The sequence below is a fragment of the Variovorax sp. KBS0712 genome, from assembly GCF_006323185.2.
Lineage (GTDB): Bacteria > Pseudomonadota > Gammaproteobacteria > Burkholderiales > Burkholderiaceae_C > Variovorax > Variovorax boronicumulans.
The window spans coordinates 1,109,342-1,131,048 of sequence record NZ_VCCD02000001.1 but is presented as its reverse complement, the minus strand read 5'-3'; the positions used below and the strand labels follow the sequence as shown (position 1 = coordinate 1,131,048).

General features: G+C 69.7%; 22 protein-coding genes and 1 pseudogene. 10 read left to right on the top strand and 13 right to left on the bottom strand.

Going from position 1 to position 21,707, the window contains the following annotated elements; genetic code table 11:
* Window positions 1–464: 464 nt before the first annotated feature.
* On the top strand, window positions 465–818 hold the full coding sequence (locus FFI97_RS05070; RefSeq protein WP_313906253.1) for a GreA/GreB family elongation factor: 354 nt from the start codon (window positions 465–467) through the stop codon (window positions 816–818).
* Window positions 819–908: 90 nt separating this feature from the next.
* Here FFI97_RS05070 and FFI97_RS05065 read toward each other — a convergent pair whose 3' ends face one another.
* The gene (locus FFI97_RS05065) at window positions 909–1,139 is read right to left on the bottom strand and encodes a hypothetical protein (protein ID WP_062472430.1); all 231 of its coding nucleotides are present in this window, start codon (window positions 1,137–1,139) and stop codon (window positions 909–911) included.
* A 178-nt stretch (window positions 1,140–1,317) separates the two neighbouring features.
* Between FFI97_RS05065 and FFI97_RS05060 the strand changes: the two genes are divergently transcribed.
* Together FFI97_RS05060 and FFI97_RS05055 are read left to right on the top strand one after the other, a co-directional pair.
* Window positions 1,318–2,205: a CsgG/HfaB family protein gene (locus tag FFI97_RS05060; protein ID WP_139704166.1), complete on the top strand. Its 888-nt coding sequence runs from the start codon at window positions 1,318–1,320 to the stop codon at window positions 2,203–2,205.
* Window positions 2,206–2,286: 81 nt separating this feature from the next.
* On the top strand, window positions 2,287–3,363 hold the full coding sequence (locus FFI97_RS05055; protein ID WP_139704164.1) for an MBL fold metallo-hydrolase: 1,077 nt from the start codon (window positions 2,287–2,289) through the stop codon (window positions 3,361–3,363).
* 7 nt (window positions 3,364–3,370) lie between these two features.
* Here FFI97_RS05055 and FFI97_RS05050 read toward each other — a convergent pair whose 3' ends face one another.
* Complete coding sequence (locus FFI97_RS05050) at window positions 3,371–4,384, bottom strand: zinc-dependent alcohol dehydrogenase family protein (RefSeq protein WP_095950182.1); 1,014 nt, start codon at window positions 4,382–4,384, stop codon at window positions 3,371–3,373.
* 119 nt (window positions 4,385–4,503) lie between these two features.
* Here FFI97_RS05050 and FFI97_RS05045 point away from each other — a divergent pair, with 119 nt between their 5' ends.
* From FFI97_RS05045 to FFI97_RS05035, 3 genes are read left to right on the top strand one after another with little or no spacing between them, the layout of a single operon-like run.
* Window positions 4,504–5,406, top strand: coding sequence for a LysR family transcriptional regulator (locus FFI97_RS05045; RefSeq protein ID WP_139704161.1), 903 nt, complete (start codon window positions 4,504–4,506; stop codon window positions 5,404–5,406).
* Between the two features lie 31 nt (window positions 5,407–5,437).
* Window positions 5,438–6,304, top strand: coding sequence for an alpha/beta fold hydrolase (locus FFI97_RS05040; RefSeq protein WP_139704159.1), 867 nt, complete (start codon window positions 5,438–5,440; stop codon window positions 6,302–6,304).
* Window positions 6,301–6,837, top strand: coding sequence for a GrpB family protein (locus tag FFI97_RS05035; protein WP_139704157.1), 537 nt, complete (start codon window positions 6,301–6,303; stop codon window positions 6,835–6,837). The genes FFI97_RS05040 and FFI97_RS05035 overlap by 4 nt, the downstream gene beginning before the upstream one ends.
* A 2-nt stretch (window positions 6,838–6,839) precedes the next feature.
* Here the strand turns inward: FFI97_RS05035 and FFI97_RS05030 are convergent, their stop codons facing one another.
* Window positions 6,840–7,253, bottom strand: coding sequence for a PaaI family thioesterase (locus FFI97_RS05030; RefSeq protein ID WP_139704155.1), 414 nt, complete (start codon window positions 7,251–7,253; stop codon window positions 6,840–6,842).
* A 66-nt stretch (window positions 7,254–7,319) separates the two neighbouring features.
* A complete protein-coding gene (locus tag FFI97_RS05025; protein ID WP_139704153.1) occupies window positions 7,320–7,724 on the bottom strand; it encodes a GFA family protein in 405 nt (134 codons plus the stop codon).
* Between the two features lie 91 nt (window positions 7,725–7,815).
* On the opposite strand from FFI97_RS05025, the gene FFI97_RS05020 reads away from it, so the two are divergent.
* The 3 genes from FFI97_RS05020 to FFI97_RS05010 all read left to right on the top strand — a co-directional run bounded on the left by FFI97_RS05020 (window position 7,816) and on the right by FFI97_RS05010 (window position 11,407).
* The gene (locus FFI97_RS05020; RefSeq protein ID WP_185993560.1) at window positions 7,816–8,793 is read left to right on the top strand and encodes a YafY family protein; all 978 of its coding nucleotides are present in this window, start codon (window positions 7,816–7,818) and stop codon (window positions 8,791–8,793) included.
* 108 nt (window positions 8,794–8,901) lie between these two features.
* Window positions 8,902–9,540: a response regulator gene (locus FFI97_RS05015; RefSeq protein ID WP_095745514.1), complete on the top strand. Its 639-nt coding sequence runs from the start codon at window positions 8,902–8,904 to the stop codon at window positions 9,538–9,540.
* A 28-nt stretch (window positions 9,541–9,568) separates the two neighbouring features.
* Complete coding sequence (locus FFI97_RS05010) at window positions 9,569–11,407, top strand: ATP-binding protein (protein ID WP_139704150.1); 1,839 nt, start codon at window positions 9,569–9,571, stop codon at window positions 11,405–11,407.
* Window positions 11,408–11,422: 15 nt separating this feature from the next.
* Here the strand turns inward: FFI97_RS05010 and FFI97_RS05005 are convergent, their stop codons facing one another.
* The 4 genes from FFI97_RS05005 to FFI97_RS04990 all read right to left on the bottom strand — a co-directional run bounded on the left by FFI97_RS05005 (window position 11,423) and on the right by FFI97_RS04990 (window position 15,832).
* Window positions 11,423–12,913, bottom strand: coding sequence for a Do family serine endopeptidase (locus FFI97_RS05005; protein WP_139704148.1), 1,491 nt, complete (start codon window positions 12,911–12,913; stop codon window positions 11,423–11,425).
* A gap of 87 nt (window positions 12,914–13,000) precedes the next feature.
* Window positions 13,001–14,344 carry an ATP-binding protein gene (locus FFI97_RS05000; RefSeq protein ID WP_409574614.1) on the bottom strand — a complete coding sequence of 448 codons (1,344 nt, stop codon included), beginning with the start codon at window positions 14,342–14,344 and terminating at the stop codon, window positions 13,001–13,003.
* Window positions 14,341–15,000 (bottom strand): response regulator transcription factor, encoded by a 660-nt coding sequence (locus tag FFI97_RS04995; RefSeq protein WP_139704145.1) that lies wholly within the window; start codon window positions 14,998–15,000, stop codon window positions 14,341–14,343. Before FFI97_RS04995 ends, FFI97_RS05000 begins: the two co-directional genes overlap by 4 nt.
* 61 nt (window positions 15,001–15,061) lie before the next feature.
* Window positions 15,062–15,832 (bottom strand): IclR family transcriptional regulator C-terminal domain-containing protein, encoded by a 771-nt coding sequence (locus FFI97_RS04990; protein ID WP_139704142.1) that lies wholly within the window; start codon window positions 15,830–15,832, stop codon window positions 15,062–15,064.
* A 154-nt stretch (window positions 15,833–15,986) separates the two neighbouring features.
* Here FFI97_RS04990 and pobA point away from each other — a divergent pair, with 154 nt between their 5' ends.
* A complete protein-coding gene (pobA, locus tag FFI97_RS04985; protein ID WP_139704140.1) occupies window positions 15,987–17,168 on the top strand; it encodes a 4-hydroxybenzoate 3-monooxygenase in 1,182 nt (393 codons plus the stop codon).
* Here pobA and FFI97_RS04980 read toward each other — a convergent pair.
* The 5 genes and pseudogenes from FFI97_RS04980 to FFI97_RS04960 form a co-directional block, all read right to left on the bottom strand.
* The gene (locus tag FFI97_RS04980; protein ID WP_139704137.1) at window positions 17,138–17,584 is read right to left on the bottom strand and encodes a nuclear transport factor 2 family protein; all 447 of its coding nucleotides are present in this window, start codon (window positions 17,582–17,584) and stop codon (window positions 17,138–17,140) included. The two genes, pobA and FFI97_RS04980, sit on opposite strands and share 31 nt — an antisense overlap.
* Complete coding sequence (locus tag FFI97_RS04975; RefSeq protein ID WP_139704135.1) at window positions 17,581–17,988, bottom strand: SRPBCC family protein; 408 nt, start codon at window positions 17,986–17,988, stop codon at window positions 17,581–17,583. Before FFI97_RS04975 ends, FFI97_RS04980 begins: the two co-directional genes overlap by 4 nt.
* Before the next feature lie 19 nt (window positions 17,989–18,007).
* Window positions 18,008–18,370 (bottom strand): VOC family protein, encoded by a 363-nt coding sequence (locus FFI97_RS04970; protein ID WP_139704132.1) that lies wholly within the window; start codon window positions 18,368–18,370, stop codon window positions 18,008–18,010.
* The gene (locus tag FFI97_RS04965) at window positions 18,349–19,266 is read right to left on the bottom strand and encodes a helix-turn-helix transcriptional regulator (protein WP_095745520.1); all 918 of its coding nucleotides are present in this window, start codon (window positions 19,264–19,266) and stop codon (window positions 18,349–18,351) included. The genes FFI97_RS04970 and FFI97_RS04965 overlap by 22 nt, the downstream gene beginning before the upstream one ends.
* A 39-nt stretch (window positions 19,267–19,305) precedes the next feature.
* Window positions 19,306–21,638 (bottom strand): annotated as a pseudogene (locus FFI97_RS04960) (xanthine dehydrogenase family protein molybdopterin-binding subunit).
* Between the last annotated feature and the right edge of the window lie 69 nt (window positions 21,639–21,707).

Sequence of the window (21,707 nt, the reverse complement as noted above, 5' to 3'; positions counted from 1 at the left end):
CCCGGTGGTCAGGAAAATACCGAACTCGCAAAGAATCCGGTAAATATGAGCGCTTGCCCACCCTTTTCCCATCACTCATTCACGTCGTCTCGAATCAAAGGCTTTTGATTTCAATTCGGGCGTTCTACTGATTGAATCCAGAGATTTCACGGCAATTCCTCGCTGCACCCGTAGGGCCATAATTGGCCAATCTGGCCAGAATCCCCTACACTCGCGGCCCATGGCTCTCCTCTCGCCCCGTCGATACCCTGCGCGCGCAGCCCTGCCCATGGCAGCGGCCGGTCGTCGTGTGGGCGCCGTCGTCGCGGCGGCCACGTCGGTCCTCCGACGCACGTCCGCACATTCCTGAGCCCGGCGGTCCGCTACCTTCTTCTTGATGCGCACACCTCGACCGCCGGGCACCACACCGCGCGGTAGCGACCCTGTCTGTTGGAAAGGCGGGTTGCGTTCATCTGGAGTGCTTCATGCTTTCAACCGTTCACGGGGAGCGCACGCTCACCGAACTCGATTACGTCCGTCTCAGCAAATTCGCGGACACGCCTCTTCCCCCGGCCCTGGTCGATCTGCTCGACACGGCCGACATCCTTCCGTCACGGGAAATGCCCTCGGACATCGTGACGATGTACACCCAGGTGGAAATCGAAGACCTGCCCGCCGGACAGCGGCAGAAGATCGTGATCTGCTATCCCGCCGACGCGAACCCGACCACGGGCTTCATCTCGGTGTTCTCGCCCGTCGGCATCGGCCTGCTCGGCCAGAAGACCGGTGCGGTCGCGCGCTGGAAGCGCCCGGCGGCGGCGAACACAGCGCGCGCGTGATCGCCGTGCTGTTCCAGCCGGAAGCCAGCGGCGACTACACGACCTGAAAGTGCGCCGGTTCAGGCCGGAGGCCGGCGCCCCGCCGGCCGGTCAGTGCTGCAGCACGCCGGCGACGCCGGGGCCCCTGCTCTTCGCACTGTCGATGGTCGCGCTGACGGAACTCGTGTTGACCGCCAACGCCACCAGCACCGCCCCCACGAACGACGGATCGGCGCTGCCGCTGTAGCCCGACGCCCCGGCAATGGCCAGGGCCTGCGCCACCTGCTGCGTCGTCAGTTCGACGGCGGCTTCTCCCACGATATTCCTCTTCTTTGTGGCCATCTGAAAACTCCTGCGAATGGAGTTCGGACTGTAACCAAGCCCCAACAAGCGCCACAAATGTTCCTGACCGTGTGACTTTCGACACTGGCCCGCGCATCGGGCGGCCCGTATCGTCGCGCGGGCGCGGCGCCCGCCGGTGGGGCGGACGCCACATTGTTTTCATTTGACGGACAGGGACATGCCTTTTTCCAAACTCTCTCTCGCCAGCGCACTCGCGGGCCTGCTCGCGCTTTCCGGTTGCCAGACCATGGACATGCAGATGGGCGCTCCGGCGGCCAAGACCACGGCCACGGGCAGCGCAGCCGGCGGCGCCACCTCGGGCGAGAGCAGCCAGCTCGAGCGCTGCGAATCGCCGCTCGGTACCGTCTCGCTGATCGAGAACGTCAATGCCGGCTGGTACACGATCCTCACCGGTGAATACCGCCTGCCGCCCACGGCCAACCTGCTGCGCCTGCTGGTGCAGCAGTCGAACTGCTTCGTGGTGGTGGAGCGCGGCGCGGCCGGCATGAACGCCATGACGCGCGAACGCGCGCTGATGCAATCGGGCGAGATGCGCGGCGGCAGCAACTTCGGCCGCGGCCAGATGGTGGCCTCCGACTACGGCCTGTCGCCCGAGATCGTGTTCAGCAACAACGACGCTGGCGGCATCGGCGGCGCACTCGGCGGCCTCGTGGGCGGCGGCCGTGGCCGCGCCATTGCAGCCGTCGGCGCCAGCCTGCAGACCAAGGAAGCCAGCGCGCTGCTGACGCTCATCGACAACCGCTCGGGCGTGCAGGTGGCTGCCGCCGAAGGCAGCGCCTCCAAGACTGACTTCGCGGGCTTCGGCGGCCTCGGTGGCCGCAGCGGTGCCGGCGGCATCGGCGGCTACACCAACACCGCGCAGGGCAAGGTGATCGCGGCGGCCTTCATGGACGCCTTCAACCAGATGGTCCGTTCGCTGCGCAACTACAAGGCGCAGACGGTGCGCGGTCAGGGCCTGGGCGGCGGCGGCCGGCTGGGCGTGGACGGCGGCGCTGCCCCGTCGCAGACCTCGGCGCCGGGCGCCGCCCGCCCGCGCCGCAAGTAAGCGCGGCCGTCCATCGTCTTCGAAGTGACCCGGTCCGGATATCGACCGGGTTCACAATTCACCCTCTGGAGGTGAAACACGATGGATGGTTTGGAAGAGTCGGCGGAAGCAGCCAAGGGCAGGCTCGTTTATCCCTTTGCGGAACTTCCGCCACGCGGCAAGTCGATCGAGGTCGCCGACGGGGTCCACTGGATCCGCATGCCGCTGCCCTATTCGCTCGACCACATCAACCTGTGGGCGCTGGACGACGGCGACGGCTGGGCCGTGGTCGACACCGGCGTGCGCACCGAGGAAACGGTGGCGGTCTGGCGCGAGCTGTTCGCCAATTCGCCGGACACGCGCGGCCTCACCCGCGTCTTCGTGACGCACATGCACCCCGACCACGTCGGCATGGCCGGCTGGCTCACGCGCAAGTTCGGCGTGCGGCTGTGGATGACCCGCTCCGAATACCTCATGTGCCGCGTGATGGTGTCCGACACCGGCCGCGAAGCGCCCGACGACGCCATCGCCTTCTACCGGCGCGCCGGTTGGGGCGAGGCGGCCATCGAGACCTACCGCACGCGCTTCGGCAACTTCGGCAAGCACATCCATCCGCTGCCCGACAGCTTCCGGCGCCTACGCGACGGCGAGGTGCTGCGCATCGGCGCGCACGACTGGCGCGTCGTCACCGGCAACGGCCACTCGCCCGAGCATGCGTGCCTGTACTGCCCCGACCTCAAGGTGCTGATCTCGGGCGACCAGATCCTGCCGCGCATCTCGTCCAACGTGTCGGTCTCGCCCGTCGAACCCGATGCCGACCCGATGGCCGACTGGCTCGCGTCGCTCGCCAAGCTCAAGCGCGAAGTGCCCGACGACGTGCTGGTGCTGCCCTCGCACAACGAGTGCTTCCGCGGCCTGCATGCGCGCATCGACCGGCTGCAGCACGGACAGGAGCGCTCGCTCGACCGCTTGCGCAACGCATTGAAGACGCCGAAGCGCGCCGTCGATGTGTTCACGAGCCTGTTCGCGCGCAGCATCGCCGAATCCGACGTGCCGTTGCTGGGCATGGCGACCGGTGAAAGCCTGGCCTGCCTCAACTACCTGCGCCACCGTGGCGAGATCGCGTGCGACATCGCCGACGACGGCGTGGCCTGGTACCGGTTGACCTCCGCCGCCTGAGCGCCGATCAGACCTCGAGCACGACCTTGCCGATGTGCCCGGCGCGCTCGAGGTAGCGATGGGCCTGCACCACGTCGTCGAGCGCGAAGCTCCGGTCGATGCGCACATGCAGCGAGCCATCGGCAAGGCCCGCATCGATGAAAGCCAGCGCGCGGCCCAATGCAGCCTCGTCGCGTGGCAACCCCATGGTGGCGGCACCCGTGTGCTCCAGCACCTTGTAGACGTGGAAGCGCCAGCTCTTGCGGAACTGCGCCACCACCGGAAATTTGAATTCGGCGCCACCCGACAGGCCGTACAGCACGTACCACCCGCGATGCGCGACCACATCGCCGAGCCGCTCGACCTGCGCGCCGCCCACGCCGTCGTACACCAGGTCGACACCGCAGCCCTCGGTGAGCCTCAACACGCGCTCGACCACGTCTTCGTCGTCCGTCACGACCACATGCGCAGCGCCCGCTTCCCGCAGCGCGTCGCGCTTGGCGACCGTGCGCGTGACCGCGATGGCGGCGATGCCCGCCGCGCGCGCCATCTGCAACGCCGCGATGCCGGTGCCCGATGACGCCCCGGTGACCAGCATGACCTGGCCGCGCTGCAGCCGTGCGATCTCGAACATCGGGAAGTAGCCCGTGAGATACGCCATGTAGGCGCCCGCAGCCTGCGCGGCCGACAGGTTGTCGGGATACCGCACCACGTGCGCGGCCGGAAAGAGGATGCGGTCGCCGTAGGTCGGATACAAGCCCTGGCTCGCCCCCGGCAGCACCGCGACCCGGTCGCCCACGCCCAGCCCTTCGACGCCCTCGCCCACGGCCTCGATGACGCCAGCGGCTTCGTTGCCCAGCCCTGCCGGCAACGTCGCGTCTTCGATGTACAGGTTCTCGCGCCACAAGGCGTCGGCCCGGTTCAGGCCGATGGCCTGCACCGCGATGCGCACTTCGCCAATGCCCGGCGCCGGCACTGCGACCTCTTCGAGCTTCAGCACCTCGGCACCGCCGAATGCGTGGAAGCGAACCATCCTGCTCATGACAACTCTCCTTCTTTTCTTGAATGACCGATGGCTTCAATCTAGAGGCCGCGGCGTCATCAAGGAAATCGATTCGCGGGATAGTCGCTATGCGCGCCATCGATAACGCCAGGACCCCGATGAAACCCATCGAACTCAACCGCATCGACCTGAACCTGCTCACCGTGCTGGCCGCGCTCATGCGCGAGCGCCACGTCAGCCGCGCTGCCGAGCGGCTGAACCTCGGCCAGCCCGCGGTGAGTCATGCGCTCGCGCGACTGCGCGAACTCACCGGCGATCCGCTGCTGGTGCGCCAGGGCCGCGTGATGGAACCGACCGCGCGGGCGCTCGCCCTGATGCAGGGCCTGGGCCCCGCGCTCGCGCAGATCGAGGCCACGTTCCGCGCGCAGGCCGACTTCGAACCGGCGCGCGCCGCGCCGGTGTTCCGCATCGGCCTGACCGACGACCTGCAGATCGCGATGCTGCCCCGCCTGCTGCGCGCCCTGAGCACCGAAGTGCCCGGCGCCAAGCTGGTAACGCTCACCGTCTGCTACCGCAACGCCATGCGCACCCTCGACCAGGGCCGTGTCAGCGCGGTGATGTCCTTCCTGAAAGACCTGCCCGCCGATGCGAAGGTGCGCAAGGTCCGCACCGCGCGCTTTGCCGTGCTGCGCGCCGACACCGCGCCCGGCAGGCTGTCGCTCGACGACTACTGCCGCCGACGCCACCTGCTCGTGACCTATGCCGGCGATCTGTGCGGCACCGTCGACGAAACGCTGGGCGAACTCGGACGCCAGCGCGACGTGCTCTTCTCGGTGCCGCAGTTCGGCAGCCTGCCCGCCGTGCTCGCCGGCACCGACCTGCTGGCCACGGTGCCCGAGCACGTGGCGCTGGCGCTGTCGGCGCAAAGCGGCCTGCGCTGCGAGCCCCTGCCCTTCGACAGCCCGAGCTACCAGTTGCGGATGGCCTGGCGCGCAGTGACCGACAAGGACCCGGCGCAGGCGTGGCTGCGCAAGGCCATGCTGCGCGCCGTCAACGATTAGGATGCAAGTCCACTTCCCTGGAGGACCCCGCATGCCGAGCACCGAGACCCACTTCGAACTGACTGCCAACGACGGCCATCCGGTGGAGGCCCACCGCTGGCAGGGCACCGCGCCGCGCGCCATCGTGCAACTGGCGCATGGCATGGGCGAGCATTCGCTGCGCTACCGGCCGCTGGCCGACGCGCTCACGCAGGCCGGCTACGTCGTCTACGCGAACGAGCACCGCGGCCACGGCCCGGGCGCCGCCGCGCGCGACGAACTCGGCGAGTTCGGCCCGCGCGGATTCGCCGGCCTCGTGGACGACATGGCGCTGCTCAGCCGCCACGCGCGCGCCGAGCACCCCGGGCTGCCGCTGGTCCTCGTCGGCCACAGCATGGGCTCGTTCGCCACGCAGTACTACCTGGTGCGACACAGCGAACTGCTGTCGGGCGCGGTGCTGTCGGGCACCACGGCGCTCGACCTGCTGGGCGGTGCACTGCAAAGCGGCTTCCGGCTCGAAGACATGAACGCCGCGCTGCCCGACGTGCGCACGCCCTTCGACTGGCTCAGCCGCGATCCGGCCCAGGTCGATGCCTACATCGCCGACCCGCTGTGCGGCTTCACCGTGTCGGCCGAAGGCATGGGCTCCATGTTCGCGAACCTCGACGAACTCACGCCCGCCGCGATGCAGACGCGCATCCGGCCCGAGCTGCCGCTGTACCTGTTCACCGGCGACCAGGACCCGGTCAGCAACAAGGCCGAGTGGTTCTATCCACTGGTGCAGCGCTACCGAGACGCCGGCCTGCGCGACGTGTCGTGCCATGTGTTCGGCGGCGCACGCCACGAGACGCTCAACGAGACCAACCGCGACGAAGTCGTGGCCGTGCTGCTGGCCTGGCTCGCGCGCATCGTGCGATGAAGCTCCTCGCCTTCGACGAGAGCCTGGACCAGCGCCACATCCTGCCTTACGACCCGGCGTACGCCGAGGTGTTCGCGCAGGTGCAGCGCCACGTGCAGGCGCAGCTCGAGGGCGTGGAACTCGTGCACATCGGGAGCACGGCCATCGTCGGCTTGCGGGGCAAGCCGATGGTCGACGTCGCGGCGATCACGCTTCATGACGACCTGCGCATGGCTCAGGCGGAATTCGAAGCCCTCGGGTTTCACCGCCGCCCCGTGTGGGTCGACACGGACGAGAAGCCCTACGTCTGCGCATCCGTGCTGCACGGCGGGCGCAGGTTCAACCTCAATCTGCACATCTGCCATCGCGGCGACCCGGTGCACGTGGACTCGCTGGCCTTCATGGAAGTGCTCGACCGGCGCCCGGACCTGCGCCAGAAGTACGAAGAAGCCAAGGACCGCGCCCACGGCATCGACCCGGCCAACCCGCAGGTCTACAACCGGGAAAAGGAAGCGGTGATCCGCGAGATACAGGCCCAGGTCGGGCAGGCGTAGCTTTAGAGGCTCGCCAGTATTCCGGTCGATGTGGCCTCGGCGGCCAGCTTCCCATCGGGGTTGTAGAGCGCCGCTTCGAGGAACGCCACGCGCTTCCCGCGCCGGATCACGCGCCCCTCCACCCGGCCTTCGCCAGGACCGACCTTCTCGTAGAAGCTCACCTTGATCTCCAGGCTGAAGACCGTCTGCGCCTGCTCGGTGTCGTGCATGACCGCATGGGCCATGGCGGCGTCGAGCCAGGCGGTGATGAAGCCGCCCTGGGCGATCGTGCCGTTCGTGTGGCAGTACTCGCGCCGCACGGTGAAGGCGGCCTTCAGCGTCTTGTGCGCGGCGTCCCAGCCGGTCACGTGGAAGTTGCCCATCGATTCGGACAGCGCCTGGCCCGAGCGGATGCGGGCTTCGAGTTCGTCGTTCATTGGTTTCGTTCGCAGCGGGTGAAGCAACGGGCATTCTCAGCCGAAAGCGTGGGGCCATCGGTCATCTCAGAGATAGCGCACCTCCGCCGGCACCTCGAACCAGTTGTTGTGGCGCCCGTCCATGTAGCGCACCGGCGCGGTGGACAGCTCTTCGAGCGTCGCGTCGTCCAGGCAGGAGACGTTCACGCTGACGTATGCGCCGCCGATCTCCGGCACGTTGCCGCGCCCGAAGGACTTGACGCCGCAATGGCGGCAGAACAGGTGCTCGGCGCTGAACGAGCCGAACTGGTAGCTCGACAGGTCGTTCTCGCCCGACAGCAGCGTGAAGTCGTCCGGCTTGACGATGGCGCCCCAGCCGCGCGACTTCATGCAGATCGAGCAGTTGCACTTGCCGGTGCCCGCGGCGAGATCGATGAGCGCCTGGAAGCGCACCTTGCCGCAGTGGCAGCTGCCGTGATAGGTCTTCTTCATGGTCGGTGTCCGTGGAAACGAGTGGAGGAAATCCAAGGCTACGACCCATTACGGACAGATCCTGTCCTCGATCGCAGGCATGATGCAGCCCATGCTGTCCGCTTCCGCCCGCCTGCTTCGCCTGCTCGCGCTGTTCCAGGCCCAGCGCGCCTGGACCGGTGCCGCCCTGGCCGAGCGCCTGGAGATCACCGAGCGCACGCTGCGCCGCGACGTCGACCGGCTGCGCAGCCTCGGCTACACGGTCGACTCCACCTCGGGCGTGGCCGGCGGCTACCGGCTGGGTGCGGGCAGCGCCCTGCCGCCGCTGCTGCTGGAAGACGAGGAAGCCATTGCCGTGGCGCTGGCGCTCGGCCATGCCGGCACGGGCGAAGGCGACATCGGCAACGCCTCGATGCGCGCCCTCGCCAAGCTCGACCAGCTGATGCCGCCGCGCCTGCAGCGCCGCCTGGGCAGCGTGCGCGCCTCGGTGGTGCCGGTGATGCGCAGCAAGTCGGGCGTGCGCGTGAAGGCGGTGTCGATGTTCGCCGAGGCCTGCACCGAGCGGCGCGAACTGCGCTTCGGCTACCAGGACCACCATCAGACCGCCACGGCGCGCACCGTGGAGCCGCATCGCGTGGTGCAGACCGGCCAGCGCTGGTACCTGCTGGCCTGGGACACGGCGCGCCAGGACTGGCGCACCTTCCGTCTCGACCGCATCGTCGATGCCGAACCGACGGGCGCGCGCTTCACCGCGCGCCGCCTGCCGCTGGGCGACGTCGAGGCCTACATGGAACACGCGCTCAAGGTGTCGCCCTACCTGCACCACGCGCGCGTGATCGTGCATGCCCCGCTCGCGACGCTGGAACCGCACCTGGGCTGGGTGGGCGGCGTGCCCGAGGCCCTCGACGCGGACCGCACGCGCGTCGTGACCGGCGCCAGCTCGCTCGATGCGCTGGCCGTGTGGCTGGGCTGCCTGGGCCACGCCATCGAGATCGAGTCGCCTCCCGAACTGGTGCAGCACGTGGCGCGCGTCGCGACACGGCTGGACACCATCGCGCGCCGGCAGGGTACCTCCATCCCCCGTCTATAGGATGGGCTCGCCAGATACCGGCCGATAGGCTTGCGGCACCTGCAACCTCCGAACGGAAACGGATCTGCCCATGCGCCTCGGCCCCGGTCTCGCCTGCGGAAGCCCGCCATGCCCCTGACCGCCACCCAGGTCGCAGTGGTCGAGGACGACAGCGGCATGCGCGAGCGCATCGCCCGCGTGATCGGCGCCGACCCGGCGCTGGCGCTGGCCTTCAGCGCCTCGAACGCGGTCGACATCCTGAACTGGCTCACGGACAACCCGGTCGACGTGCTGCTGGTCGACCTCGGCCTGCCCGACCACCCCGGCCTGCAGGTGATCCGCCAGTGCCGCCGCATGCAGCCGGCCTGCGCGGTGATGGTGCTGACGATCTTCGGCGACGAGACCCACATGGTGCAGGCCTTCGAGGCCGGCGCGCGCGGCTACCTGCTCAAGGACGGCACCGAGGCCGACCTGGCGGCGCACCTGCGCCACCTGGGCGCTGGCGGCTCGCCGCTGCCGCCGGGCATCGCGCGGCAGCTTCTGCGCCGCTGGCAGGCCTCCGACGGCGCGCCCGGGCACCTCTCGTCGCGCGAGGCCGAAGTACTCGACCGGGTGTCTCGTGGTTTCACCTATGCCGAAATCGGCGCGCAGATGGGAGTCTCCGCATCGACGGTTCAAACCCATATCAGAAACATCTACGGCAAGCTGGATGCGCCCCCACCCTCGGAAGCCGTGTTGGCGACCCGTCCTCCAGGCCGGCTTTCCTAGCCGCGTGAGCCGCCCCTTCTTTTCCCGCATGCAAGCCGTGCTGCAACTGCTGCTGTGGCTGGTGCTCGCCGCCCCTTTCGCCCACGCCGCCACCCCGCCGGGCAGCACCGACGTGGACTGGGCCGAAGCCAGCCTCGAACCCGACGGCCTGCCGATGCAGGTGCGGCAGGTGGCGCTGCCCTTTCGCTGGGACCACGAGTTTCCGGGGCGCGGCGGCAAGGCCAGCTACCGCATCGTGCTGCCCCCGGACGCCGCCCGCGCGGACGACGCCCAGGCGCTCCTGATGTCGGGCCTGGGCAACCAGGCCGCCGTGTGGTTCAACGGCGCGCTGGTCGCCAACTACGGCGTGCTCGGCGACCCGGCCTACGACGCCGGCAAGGCCAACCTGCTGATCCCGCTGGCCGCCGCGCTGCGACGCGGCGACGGCCAGCCGCAGGAACTGCTCATCCAGGCCACCATCCAGCGCCAGCGCGGCGGCGGGCTGGCCAGCGTGCTCTACGGCCCCGAGGCCTCCCTGGCCCCGCTGCACCGCTCGCAGCAGAACTGGCGCAACACCTCGGCCATCGTCTACGCCGTGAGCCTGCTGCTGATGGGCGGCCTGGCCGCCGGGCTGTGGCTGCGCCAGCGCGATGCGCTCTACGGCTGCTTCGCGCTGGCCGCGCTCTCGGGCGTGGCCCGCAACCTCGACCGCGTGCTGACCGAAGGGCCCGTGCCCTGGCCGCTGTGGGGCGCCGTGGTGGCGGTCTGCTATGCCTGCCACATCGGGCTGATCGCGCGCTTCGTGCTGCTGGTGCTCGACCGCAACCCGCCCTGGCTGGTGCGCTCCATCTACGGGGCGCTGGCGCTGTCGGTGGTGCTGGCCTGTGCCTCCTTCGCCTTCGCGCTGCCGGCGCTGTGGACCACGGGGCTGGCGATCTTGCAGGTCACGAGCACCATCTGCTTGCCCTACGTGGTGCACGGCGCGCTGGTGGCGCGGCGGCGCATCGCGGGCGTGCTGATGGCGGCGGGCACGCTGGCCATCCTGGCGGGCGCGCACGACCTCCTGCTGGTGCGCATGGGCCTGTTCGGCGGCGCCTACTACACGCTCACCTCGCACGCGATCTTCTTCTTCGTGATGATCCTGGCCGGCCTCGTGGTGGAGCGCTACAGCCGCACCGTGGCCGACTACCGCTCGCTCAACGCCAACCTCGCCGCGCGCGTGGCCGAGCGCGAAGAGCAGCTGCGCGGCGCCTTCGAAACCGTGCGCAAGCAGCAGGAAGAACAGGCCGTGCTGCTGGAGCGCCAGCGCATCATGCGGGAGATCCACGACGGCGTCGGCTCGCAGCTCGTGGGCCTGCTCAACGTGGTGAACCAGCCCGCGCCCGACCGCGACGTGGTCGAGGAGCACGTGAAGCTGGCGCTCGACGAGATGCGCATGGCCGTCGATTCGCTGCAGCCCATGCACGACGACCTGACGACCGTGCTGGCCACGCTGCGCTACCGCCTGCAGCCCCGGCTGGACGCGGCCGGCATCGAGCTGGTGTGGGACGTGGCGCTCATCCCCACGCTCGCGCCCTTTGCCGCACAGGCCGCGCTGCAGCTGCAGCGCATCCTGCTCGAGGCTTTCACCAATGTGCTCAAGCATGCGGGCGCCACGCGCATCGTGATGCATGTGGGTTGGCACGGCGAGCAGACGCCGCCACTGGTGCGCATCGTGCTCACCGACAACGGCCGCGGGCTGCCGGCGAACGAACGCCCCGGTGGCCACGGCCTGGCGAACATGCGTTCGCGGGCGCAGGCCATCGGGGCGCGGCTACAGATCGAGCGGGCCGACGCGCAGGCCGGCGGCACGCGCGTGTCGCTCGACTGGCCCTGCGCGCTGCCCTGAGCGCGCACGCGTCGGTCAGCCCAGGCGCACCGGCACGAAGATCTTGTCCTCGCCGCGCTGGATCAGCAGCGCCACCGACTTGTCGGCCTTGGCCACCGCTTGGCGCACCTGCTCCAGGCTCTTGGCCGGCGTGCCGTTGATGGCCAGCAGCACGTCGCCGGCCTGCACCCCGGCCATCGCCGACGGGCCCGCCACGTCCTCGATCAGCAGACCGCCGTCGACCGAGGCCGCGCGCTGTTCCTGCGGCTGCAGCGGGCGCAGCGCCAGGCCGAGCTTGCCCTGCCCCGCCGTGCTCTCGGCCTTGGCGACCTGGGCCGGCTTGTCGCTGGCATCGCCCAGCTTGGCCTGCAGCTCCTGGCGCTCGCCCTGGCGCCACACTTCGAGCGTGACCTTCTTGCCCGGCGCCTGCTGGCCGATGACCGCCGGCAGGTCACCCGAGGACACGATGGCCTGGCCGTCGACCTTGCGGATCACGTCGCCCGCCTTCAGGCCGGCATGGTCGCCGGGGCCGCCCTTCTCGATGTTCGAGACCAGCGCGCCCTCGGGCTTGTCGAGCTTGAACGAATCGGCGAAGGCCTGGTTCACCTCCTGCACCGCCACGCCCAGGCGCGCATGCGTGGCCTTGCCGGTGGCGACGATCTGGTCCTTCACCTGCACGGCCACGTCGATCGGAATGGCGAACGACACGCCCTGGTAGCCGCCGCTGCGGCTGTAGATTTGCGAGTTGATGCCGACCACCTCGCCGCGCGCATTGAGCAGCGGCCCGCCCGAGTTGCCGGGGTTCACGGCCACGTCGGTCTGGATGAAGGGCACGTAGCTGTCGTCGGGCAGCGAGCGGCCCTTGGCGCTCACCACGCCGGCCGTCACGGTGTTCTCGAAACCGAAGGGCGAGCCGATGGCCAGCACCCATTCACCGACCTTCAGGTCCTTGGTGTTGCCCAGCGCGAGCACCGGCAGGTTCTTGGCGTCGATCTTGAGCACCGCGATGTCGGTCTTGGCATCGGCGCCCAGCACCTTGGCGCGGTACTCGCGGCGGTCGGTCAGCTTGACGGTGACTTCCTTGGCGTCCTTCACCACGTGGGCGTTGGTCATGATGATGCCGCTCGGGTCCACGATGAAGCCCGAGCCCTGCGAGCGCACCGGCACGGCGCGCTGCGGTTGTTGCTGTTGCTGCCCGCGCTGGCCCATCGGCCCCTGGAAGAAGCGGAAGAACTGGAACATCGGATCGTCCGGGTCCATGCCCTGCAGCTGCGACACGGACTCCTCGTCCGAAGCCTTCTCGGTGCCGGTCACGCTGATGTTGACCACGGCCGGGCCGTCGCGCGAGGTGATGGTCGAGAAGTCGGGCAAGGTGACCATCGCGGCCGGTGCGGCCACGGCGGCGGTGGTGGCCGGTGCGCCCACGGCGCGGGCGCTGGTGTAGGCCCCGGCGCCGACGGCACCGATCACGCCGGCGCTGGCCAGCGCGATCACGAGGGCACGGGGGGAAATCAGGGCGGCTTTCATTCTTCGATTCCTTTCAATCCTGCGCCGGAGCGCAAACACGATGAAAGGAATGTCGCGGCCTTGACTTAGGCGTCGCTTAAGCGGAGTTCACTCTTTGGCGGGAGCGAACGTCACCCGCACGCACAGCCCACCGAGGCTCGCGGACTCTTCGAGCGCCACCGTGGCGCCATGCAGATCGGCGATCGACTTCACGATGGCCAGCCCCAGCCCGCTGCCCGGCGCCTGCGGCTCGCCCGAGCGGTAGAAGCGATCGAGCACGCGCGCGCGCTCGGCCTCGAGCAAGCCCGGGCCGCTGTCGTCCACGCGCAGTTCCACCGTGTCGGGGCGCTTCACGAGGCCGACGTCGACCCGCCCGCCCTCGGGCGTGTATTTCACGGCGTTGTCGATCAGGTTGCGCAGCAGCATGCGCAGCGCCTCGGGCTGGCCGCTCACGGTCGCGCCCGCGTCGGCCTGCGCCACGCCGATGTCGATGCGGCGCGCCTGCGCAGCCGCCACCGCATCGGAGATCGCCAGGCGCGCCACCTCGGCCAGGTCGACCGTCTCGGGCCTCGCGCCCGCGGCCACGCTGGCCTCGTGACGGGCCAGCGCCAGCATCTGCTCGACGAGGCGCGTGGCGCGGTCGATGCCGGCCGACAGCCGGCTCACGGCCAGCGTGCGCGCCGCGTCGTCGGGCGCGCGCTGCAGGCCCTGCACCTGCAGCTTCAACGCCGCCAGCGGCGATCGCAGTTCATGCGCGGCATCGGCCACGAAGTGCTTCTGCGCATCGAAGGCATGGCGAACGCGGCCGAAGAGCAGGTTGAGTTCCTGCACCAACGGGCGCACTTCTTCGGGCAGGTTCTCTTCGCTCACGGGCGAGAGGTCGTCGGCCTGCCGCGAGGCCACCTGCCGGCGCACGCGCGCCACGGGCGCCAGCGACAGGCTCACCACCCACCACACGACCAGCATCAGAAGCGGCGCCATCAGCGCCACGGGCACGATGGTGCGCAGCGCAAGCGAGCCCGCCATGTGGCGCCGCGCCGCCATGTCCTGCGCCACCTGGATCACCAGCCCGCGCGTCTGCATCGAGAACACGCGGTAGGTCGTGCCGCGGGCGCGCACGTCGGCAAAGCCCAGCACCGCGAGCTGCGGCAGCGCGGCTTCTTCGGCTGATTCGAAGATTCGCACGCCGTCGACCGTCCACACCTGCACCACGAAATCGAAGTTCTGCTCCGCGCCGCCGAGTCCGCCCACGGCCGCGCTCGGCGGCAGGCCCGCGCGCAGCGACAGCGCCATCTGCTGCATGTGGTAGTCGAAGATGTCGTCAGCCTCCTTCAGCACCGTGCGGTAGGCCACCAGCGCCTGCGCGCCGGCCGCGAGCACGATGGCCGCGAGCAAAAACACCAGCAGCCGCGCGCGCAGCGATCCGGTCCATCGCATTACGCGGCGCATCATGCCTTGGGCACCATGTAGCCGACGCCGCGCACGTTGCGGATCAACTCCGCGCCCAGCTTCTTGCGCAGGCCGTGCACGTAGACCTCGACCGCGTTGCTGCTGATCTCGTCCTTCCAGCCGTAGAGCTTTTCTTCGAGCTGGGCGCGCGAGAGCACCATGCCCGGGCGGGCCAGCAGCGGCTCGAGCACGGCCCATTCACGCGCCGACAGCACCACGGGCTCGCCGCTCACCGCGACCTCGCGCGTGGCGGGGTTGATGCTCACGCCCATGTGCTCGTACACCGGTTCCGCGCGTCCGGATGCGCGCCGCAGCAAGGCGCGGATGCGGGCCAGCAGCTCGTCGAGGTCGTAGGGCTTGAGCACGTAGTCGTCGGCACCGGCGTCGAGGCCTTCGATGCGCTGCTGCACCGAGTCGCGCGCGGTGGCGATCAGCACCGGCATGCGCTGCTTGCGCGCACGCAGGGCGCGCAGCACTTCCAGGCCGTCGCGGCGGGGCACGCCCAGGTCGAGCAGCACGAGGTCGTACTGCTGGGTGCGCAATGCGGATTCGGCGGCGTCGCCGTCCTTCACCCAATCGACGGCGTACTGCTCGGCCCGCAACAGGTCGAGCACGGCCTCGCCGATCATCACGTCGTCTTCGAGAAGCAGGAGTCGCATGGTGGTGTCCGTTTCGGGGATTCGAGGCCGTGCCGGTGCCGAAAGTTCAGCGCGCCTTCGTTCACAGGAGGGAGCGCACCTCGCGCGCCGCCTCGAACAGCAGCGGCAGCATCTCGCGCTGCAGGGTCTCTTCCTGGTAGCGCGTGCCCGACAGCACCACGTTGAGCGCCGCCACCGTGTGGCCCTGCATGTCGCGCAGCGGCACCGCCAGCGCCTGCACGCCGAGCTCGTGCTCCTCGCTGGCGAAGCAGTAGTCGTCCTTGCGCACCTGCGCGATGCGCTGGCGCAGCGCGCGCGCCTGGGTGAGGGTGTGCGGCGTGAGCCGCGCCAGGTGCCGGCCCTTGAGCCACTGCGTGAGCTGCGTGGCGGCCATGGCGGCCAGCAGCACGCGCCCGGTCGAGGTGGCATGGGCCGGCAGGCGCGCACCCAGGTGCAGGCCGTAGGCCAGCACGCGTGTCGGCGTGCCGTAGCTGCCGCTGCGCGCGACGATGACCACCTCTTCGCCGTCGAGCACCACGGCCGAGAACGACTCGCCCGTCTGCGCCGCGAGCCGGTTCAGCGTGGGCTGCAGCGCGCGCGGCAGGCGCGACGAGGCCAGGTAGCTGCCCGAGAAGCGCAGCACCTTCGGCGCCATCCAGAAGTAGCTGCCGTCGGTTTCCAGGTAGCCCAGGTGGGCCAGCGTGAGCAGGTGCCGCCGGGCGGCGGCGCGCGTGAGGCCGGCGCGCTCGGCCGCCAGCGTGGCGTTCAGGCGCTGGCGCTCGGTGTCGAAGCTTTCGAGCACCGCCATGCCCTTGGCGATGCCCTCGATGAAGTCGGCGCGCGCGATGGTCATTCGTCGTCGGGAGTTCGTCGTGGATCGGTCGGCTGAAGAAGTGTTGCGCGATGATCGCGCACGCGTTCGCATGATCGCACAGAGCCTCGCCAGCCGCCGCCCCAACCGGCCGGCCGCGCCCTACGCTTGGCAAAACCCTTTCGGAGACACGAACATGCGCACCCAGGTCGCCATCATCGGCGCAGGCCCCGCCGGCCTTCTGCTCGGCCAGCTGCTGCACAAGGCAGGCATCGACAACATCATCGTGGAGCGCCAGAGCGGCGACTACGTGCTGGGCCGCATCCGCGCCGGCGTGCTCGAACAGGTCACGATGGACCTGCTGGCGCGCGCCGGTGTCGACACCCGCGCCAAGGCCGAAGGCCTGCCGCACGACGGCATCGAGCTGCTGTTCAAGGGCGCACGCCACCGCATCGACATGCACGGCCTCACGGGTGGCAAGCAGGTCACGGTGTACGGCCAGACCGAGGTGACGCGCGACCTGATGGAAGCGCGCACGGCCGAAGGCCTCACGACGATCTACAGCGCAGCCAACGTCAGCCTGCACGACTTCGATTCGGCCAAGCCGCGCGTTCGCTACGACAAAGACGGCCAGACGCACGAGATCGAGTGCGACTTCATCGCCGGCTGCGACGGCTACCACGGCGTGAGCCGCGCCAGCGTGCCGGCCGACGCGGTCCAGACCTACGAGAAGGTCTACCCCTTCGGCTGGCTCGGCGTGCTGGCCGACGTGCCGCCGGTGTCGCACGAACTCATCTACGCCAACACCGAGCGCGGCTTTGCGCTGTGCAGCATGCGCAGCGCCACGCGCTCGCGCTACTACGTGCAGGTGCCGACCGAAGAGAAGGTGGAGAACTGGAGCGACGAGGCCTTCTGGAACGAGCTGCGTGCGCGCCTGGACCCCGAGGCACGCGAACGGCTGGTGACGGGCCCGTCGCTCGAAAAGAGCATTGCGCCGCTGCGCAGCTTCGTGGCCGAGCCGATGCGCTTCGGCTCGCTGTTTCTGGCCGGCGACGCCGCGCACATCGTGCCGCCGACCGGCGCCAAGGGGCTCAACCTTGCGACGGCCGACGTGGGGTACCTGTCGCGCGCCCTGGAGATCTTCTACAACGAAAAATCGGCCTCGGCGCTGGACCGCTACTCCGACCTGTGCCTGCGCCGCGTCTGGAAGGCCGAGCGCTTCTCGTGGTGGTTCACCTCGCTGATGCACCGCTTTCCCGAGACGGGCGCCTTCGGCCAGAAGATCCAGGAAGCCGAGCTCGACTACCTCGTGCATTCGCGCGCGGCGTCGACCGCGCTGGCGGAAAACTACGTGGGGCTGCCGCTCGAAGACTTCTGAGCGGCGGGCGACGTCAGCACCTCGTCGACCCATCGCTGGTCTTCGTCGTAGATCCAGCATTCGCTGAGCCTGCCGTCCTTCACGGCGTAGCGCAGCTGGCGCTCCAGTTCGACCGGGCGCCCCTGGTGCTCGAACTGCTCGACGGCGACGATCAGCCCGAAATGCTCACCGGCCAGCACGTCGCGGATCGCAACCAGCCGGCGGTTCGTGCGCTCCTTCACCTGCTTGAGCACCGCGAGGCAGGCCGCCTTGCCCCGGTGCGTGCCCGCGAGGGGGCTGCGGCCGAAGTAGTGAAAGACGACCTCGTCGTGGTAGCAGTCGACAATGGCCTTGAGGTCGTTGGCGGCCCAGGCCTGCGCGTAGCGCTGCACGACCGTCAGGATCTCGCTCGAAGCCGGTGTTGTCGGCGTGCTCATCGTTCGTCGGCTTTCTCCAGCGTCTTCTTCATCGCGGCGCCGCCCTGCGCCATCATGGGTTCGACGTAGGCCGCAAGCCCGTCGGGCAGCACGTCGGTGATCCAGACGAAGCGCGACCGGCCTTCACCGTGCGCGAACACCTGGGCCGATGCGTGGTGGTGCGTGGCCTTGCCGTCGGTCACGGTGTAGGCCAGCCGGCGGTTCTCTTCGTCGAGGGCCACGAGCAGCTCGCGCGCCACGAGGCCGTTGGCGAAGTGGACGATGCGGGCGCCCTGCCCGTCGAGTTCGCAGCCGGTGAGAAAGCCCGGCGCGAGGCGCGTGTGGACGGCGCCGAAGTCGCGCAGCGCGTCCCACACCTGCGCGGCATCGGCCTCGACGATGAATTCCTTGTAGACGGTGGCCATGGGGTCGATGCCTTTCGTGTCAGGGACAGACGGCCTCGACGTTGTTGCCGTCGGGGTCGATGAGGAAGGCCGCGTAGTAGGTCGGGCTGTAGTCGGCGCGCGGCCCTGCGCCGCCGTTGTCGGTGCCGCCGGCTTTCAAGCCGGCCTTGTGGAAGGCGGCGACGGCCGCGTGGTCGGGCGCGCGGAACGCGATGTGCGTGCCCGGGCCCTTGGCATCTTTCGCGGCATAGAGCCACAGCGTCGGTTCTCCGGCCGGCCCGATGCCGGCGTAGCTTTCGTCGTCGTGGGAGCCCAGCACATGGCCGAGCGGCGCGAGCGCGGCTTCGTAGAAGCGCCGGCTCGCGGCGAGGTCTTTGACTTTCAGTCCGATGTGGTCGTACATGGCGATGACTTCCTGCTTGAAGGGTGGATCAAGCGGTCATCGTGAAGCAGCGCGGCCAGGCGGTCTTGGAAAATCTTGCGGTCGCCCTTGGCAGCAAGCCGGAAACCGCGCGGCGACACGCCGGCCGCGCGGTGGAAGGTGCGCACGAAGTTGCTCAAGTCGGCAAAGCCGGCCTCGAGGGCGACGTCGGTCACGGCAAGGTCGCTGTCCGCCAGCAGGCGGGCCGCGCGGCGCAGCCGGGAGCGCACGAGGTACTGGTGCGGCGTGACGCCCAGCACCTGGGAGAACAGGCGCAGGAAATGGAAGGCGCTCAGGCCCGCCTGGGCGGCCGCGTCTTCCAGGCCGATCTCGCCGGCGGCGTGGGCCTCAATCCACGTCGCGGCCTCGACCGCGCGGCGGCGGTCGCGCGGCGTGGCTGATGGCGGCGGCGCCGCGGGTTTGCCACGCCCCTTCACCACGTCGAGGAAACGGCTGGCGAAGCCCATGCCCAGCTCGTCCAGGCCCACGTCGCTGCCGCCTTCGACCGCGACCTGCGCGAGTTCACCGAGCACCATGAGTTCGGGCAGCGGCGGCAACGCCGAGGCATGCCAGCTGCGCCGATCGGCGCCGATCAGGTCGACGAAGCCCGGCGAGAAGTGGAACGACAGGCACTCGTCGCCACAGGCGAAGTGCTCGTGGGTGCAGACGTAGTCGTCGCCCGGCGCACCGACCAGCACCGCGCCGGCCACCAGCTCGTAGTCGCGGCCGAGCGCGCGGCAGCCGAAGCTGCCCTTGCGCACGTACGAGACCGAGTGCGTCTCGTGCATTTCGGTGAACGGCGCCGCGCCGACGCCCGCGTCGCAGCGGTAGGTCGAGACGCGGATCGCGTCGGTCTGCAGTTCGGTGGTGACGCGCATGATGACTTTCGTCGCCCTTCGATCACCGGCCGGCGGCGCTCAGTCGATCGTCTGCATGGCCTGCCAGACCCGCGACGGGCTCAGCGGCATGTGCAGGCGGGGCGCGCGGGCGCCGAGGCCGTTGCGTGCGAAGGCGTCGGCCACCGCGTTGACGATGGCCGGCGTGGCGCCGATGGTGCCCAGCTCGCCCACGCCCTTCACGCCCAGCGGGTTGTTCTTGCAGGGCGTGGATTCGTCCATTTCCATCTGGAACATGGTGTCGACGATGTCGGCGCGCGGCGCGGCGTAGTCCATGAGGCTGCCGGTGACGGGCTGGCCGGTTTCGCTGTCGTACACCACCTGCTCGTACAGCGCCTGCCCGATGCCCTGCACCGCGCCGCCTTCGAGCTGGCCGCGCACGATCATCGGGTTGACCACGCGGCCCACGTCGTTGACCGAGCTGTAGGCCACGACGCTGATCTCGCCCGTGGGCGGGTCGAGCTCGATCTCGCAGATGTGGCAGCCGTTGGGCCAGCTCGGGCCGGCCACGGTGCTGGTGGAGTCGACGAAGATCTCGCGCCCCGGCTGCTTGGCGGCCAGGGTGAACAGGTCGAGTTCGAGGTCGGTGCCAGCCACGATGAAGGTGCCGCGGCTGTAGACGATGTCGTCGATGGACGCCTCGAACTCCTGCGCCGCGAGTTCGCGCGCCTTGTCGATGGTGCGTTCGGCGCCGATGCGCACGGCCGAACCGCCCGTGAACAGCGACCGCGAGCCGGCGCTGCCGAAGCCGTCGCCCCGGTCGGTGTCGCCGAGCACGACGCGCACCTTCTCGATGGGCACACCGAAGGCATCGACGGCCAGCTGCGCGAGCGAGGTCGCGATGCCCTGCCCCATGGCGTTGACGGCCGAGAACACCTCGATCACGCCGTCGGCCTGCACCGAGACGGTCACGCGCTCTTCGAACACGTTGCCGCCGGTCCATTCGAGAAAGGTGGCGATGCCCAGGCCGCGCTGCTTGCCGCGCGCCGCCGATTCGGCCGCGCGGGCCTCGAAGCCCTGCCAGTCGGCCAGCTGCAGCGCCTGGTCCATCACCGACTCGAACTGGCCGGTGTCGTAGGTCTGCGCCATCGGGTTTTTGTAGGGCATCTGCTCGGGGCGGATGAAGTTGCGCCGGCGCAGCGCGATGCGGTCGATGCCGGTCTGGCGCGCGGCCTCGTCCATCAGGCGCTCGATGGTGAAGATGGCCTCGGGCCGGCCCGCGCCGCGGTAGGCGCCGGTGGGCGCGGTGTTGGTGAGCACCGCCTTGAAATGGAAGTCGATGGTCTGGATGTCGTAGACGCTGGTCTGCACCCACGGGCCAATCAGCAGCTGGATCGCGACGCCGGTGCCGGTGGCGTAGGCGCCCACGTTGGCGAGCGTCTTGATGCGCAGGGCCAGGATCTTGCCGTCGGCGTCGAGCGCCATTTCGGCGCGCGCCTCGATGTCGCGGCCGTGCGCGCTCGAGAGGAACTCTTCGCTGCGGTCGGCCACCCACTTCACGGGCCGGCCCACCTGCAGCGCGGCGTAGGCGACCGCGATGTCCTCGGGGTAGGCGCCGGTCTTCATGCCGAAGCCGCCGCCGACGTCGCCCACGACCACGCGCACTTTTTTTCCTTGGCCAGGCCAATGGCCGCGCAGACCGAATCGCGCACGCCGGAGGGCATCTGGGTGCTCATGCGGATGGTGAGGCGGTCGGTCTTGCTGTCGTGCGTGGCGAGCACGGCGCGCGGCTCGATGGTGAGCGCGACCACGCGCTGGTTGTTCACGTCCAGGGCGATCACGTGGGCGGCGCGCTCGAACGCGGCGGTGGCGGCTTCGCTGCTGCCGTGGCGCATCTCGGCGGCGATGTTGCCCGTGGCCTCCTCGCACAGGAGCGGCGCACCGTCGGCGGTCGCGCCCGGCAGGTCGACCACCATCGGCAGCTCTTCGTAGTCGACCATGACGGCCTCGGCCGCATCGCGCGCCTGCTGCACGGTGTCGGCAATGACGGCCGCCACCGGCTCGCCGACGAAGCGCGCGCGCTCGTGCGCCAGGGCGCGACGCGGCGGGCTGGCGCTGTCGCTGCCGTCCGCGCGCTTGAAGCCGGCGGCGCCGGGCATCGGCTTGACGCCGGCCTCGGCCAGGTCGGCCCCGGTGATCACGCGCAGCACGCCGGGCATGCCGACGGCCGCGGACGTGTCGATGGACACGATGCGCGCATGTGGGTACGGAGAGCGAAGGAAGACGAGGTGCGCCTGCTCGGAGAGCGTGACGTCATCGGTGTAACGGCCGGCGCCTGCGAGCAGGCTTTCGTCCTCGAGGCGGCGCACCGCCTGGCCGCTGCCGAAGCGCGTGGGATTGGGTTCAGTGGTCAACGTGGTCCTCTTGTGCTGATCCCCGGCGCCCTGCACATGCCTGCCGGATCCGCTGTGGTACTGCGAAAG

Excerpts from the sequence above, each read along its gene's own strand:
- FFI97_RS04965 (WP_095745520.1), bottom strand. The coding sequence starts at position 19,266 with ATGCGCGTCACCACCGAACTGCAGACCGACGCGATCCGCGTCTCGACC.
- pobA (WP_139704140.1), top strand. The coding sequence starts at position 15,987 with ATGCGCACCCAGGTCGCCATCATCGGCGCAGGCCCCGCCGGCCTTCTG.
- FFI97_RS05030 (WP_139704155.1), bottom strand. The coding sequence starts at position 7,253 with ATGAACGACGAACTCGAAGCCCGCATCCGCTCGGGCCAGGCGCTGTCC.
- FFI97_RS05050 (WP_095950182.1), bottom strand. The coding sequence starts at position 4,384 with ATGAGCAGGATGGTTCGCTTCCACGCATTCGGCGGTGCCGAGGTGCTG.
- FFI97_RS05045 (WP_139704161.1), top strand. The coding sequence starts at position 4,504 with ATGAAACCCATCGAACTCAACCGCATCGACCTGAACCTGCTCACCGTG.
- FFI97_RS04980 (WP_139704137.1), bottom strand. The coding sequence starts at position 17,584 with ATGAGCACGCCGACAACACCGGCTTCGAGCGAGATCCTGACGGTCGTG.
- FFI97_RS05005 (WP_139704148.1), bottom strand. The coding sequence starts at position 12,913 with ATGAAAGCCGCCCTGATTTCCCCCCGTGCCCTCGTGATCGCGCTGGCC.
- FFI97_RS05060 (WP_139704166.1), top strand. The coding sequence starts at position 1,318 with ATGCCTTTTTCCAAACTCTCTCTCGCCAGCGCACTCGCGGGCCTGCTC.
- FFI97_RS05065 (WP_062472430.1), bottom strand. The coding sequence starts at position 1,139 with ATGGCCACAAAGAAGAGGAATATCGTGGGAGAAGCCGCCGTCGAACTG.
- FFI97_RS05020 (WP_185993560.1), top strand. The coding sequence starts at position 7,816 with ATGCTGTCCGCTTCCGCCCGCCTGCTTCGCCTGCTCGCGCTGTTCCAG.
- FFI97_RS05040 (WP_139704159.1), top strand. The coding sequence starts at position 5,438 with ATGCCGAGCACCGAGACCCACTTCGAACTGACTGCCAACGACGGCCAT.
- FFI97_RS04995 (WP_139704145.1), bottom strand. The coding sequence starts at position 15,000 with ATGCGACTCCTGCTTCTCGAAGACGACGTGATGATCGGCGAGGCCGTG.
- FFI97_RS05010 (WP_139704150.1), top strand. The coding sequence starts at position 9,569 with ATGCAAGCCGTGCTGCAACTGCTGCTGTGGCTGGTGCTCGCCGCCCCT.
- FFI97_RS04970 (WP_139704132.1), bottom strand. The coding sequence starts at position 18,370 with ATGTACGACCACATCGGACTGAAAGTCAAAGACCTCGCCGCGAGCCGG.
- FFI97_RS05000 (WP_409574614.1), bottom strand. The coding sequence starts at position 14,344 with ATGATGCGCCGCGTAATGCGATGGACCGGATCGCTGCGCGCGCGGCTG.
- FFI97_RS05015 (WP_095745514.1), top strand. The coding sequence starts at position 8,902 with ATGCCCCTGACCGCCACCCAGGTCGCAGTGGTCGAGGACGACAGCGGC.
- FFI97_RS05055 (WP_139704164.1), top strand. The coding sequence starts at position 2,287 with ATGGATGGTTTGGAAGAGTCGGCGGAAGCAGCCAAGGGCAGGCTCGTT.
- FFI97_RS04990 (WP_139704142.1), bottom strand. The coding sequence starts at position 15,832 with ATGACCATCGCGCGCGCCGACTTCATCGAGGGCATCGCCAAGGGCATG.
- FFI97_RS05025 (WP_139704153.1), bottom strand. The coding sequence starts at position 7,724 with ATGAAGAAGACCTATCACGGCAGCTGCCACTGCGGCAAGGTGCGCTTC.
- FFI97_RS05035 (WP_139704157.1), top strand. The coding sequence starts at position 6,301 with ATGAAGCTCCTCGCCTTCGACGAGAGCCTGGACCAGCGCCACATCCTG.
- FFI97_RS04975 (WP_139704135.1), bottom strand. The coding sequence starts at position 17,988 with ATGGCCACCGTCTACAAGGAATTCATCGTCGAGGCCGATGCCGCGCAG.
- FFI97_RS05070 (WP_313906253.1), top strand. The coding sequence starts at position 465 with ATGCTTTCAACCGTTCACGGGGAGCGCACGCTCACCGAACTCGATTAC.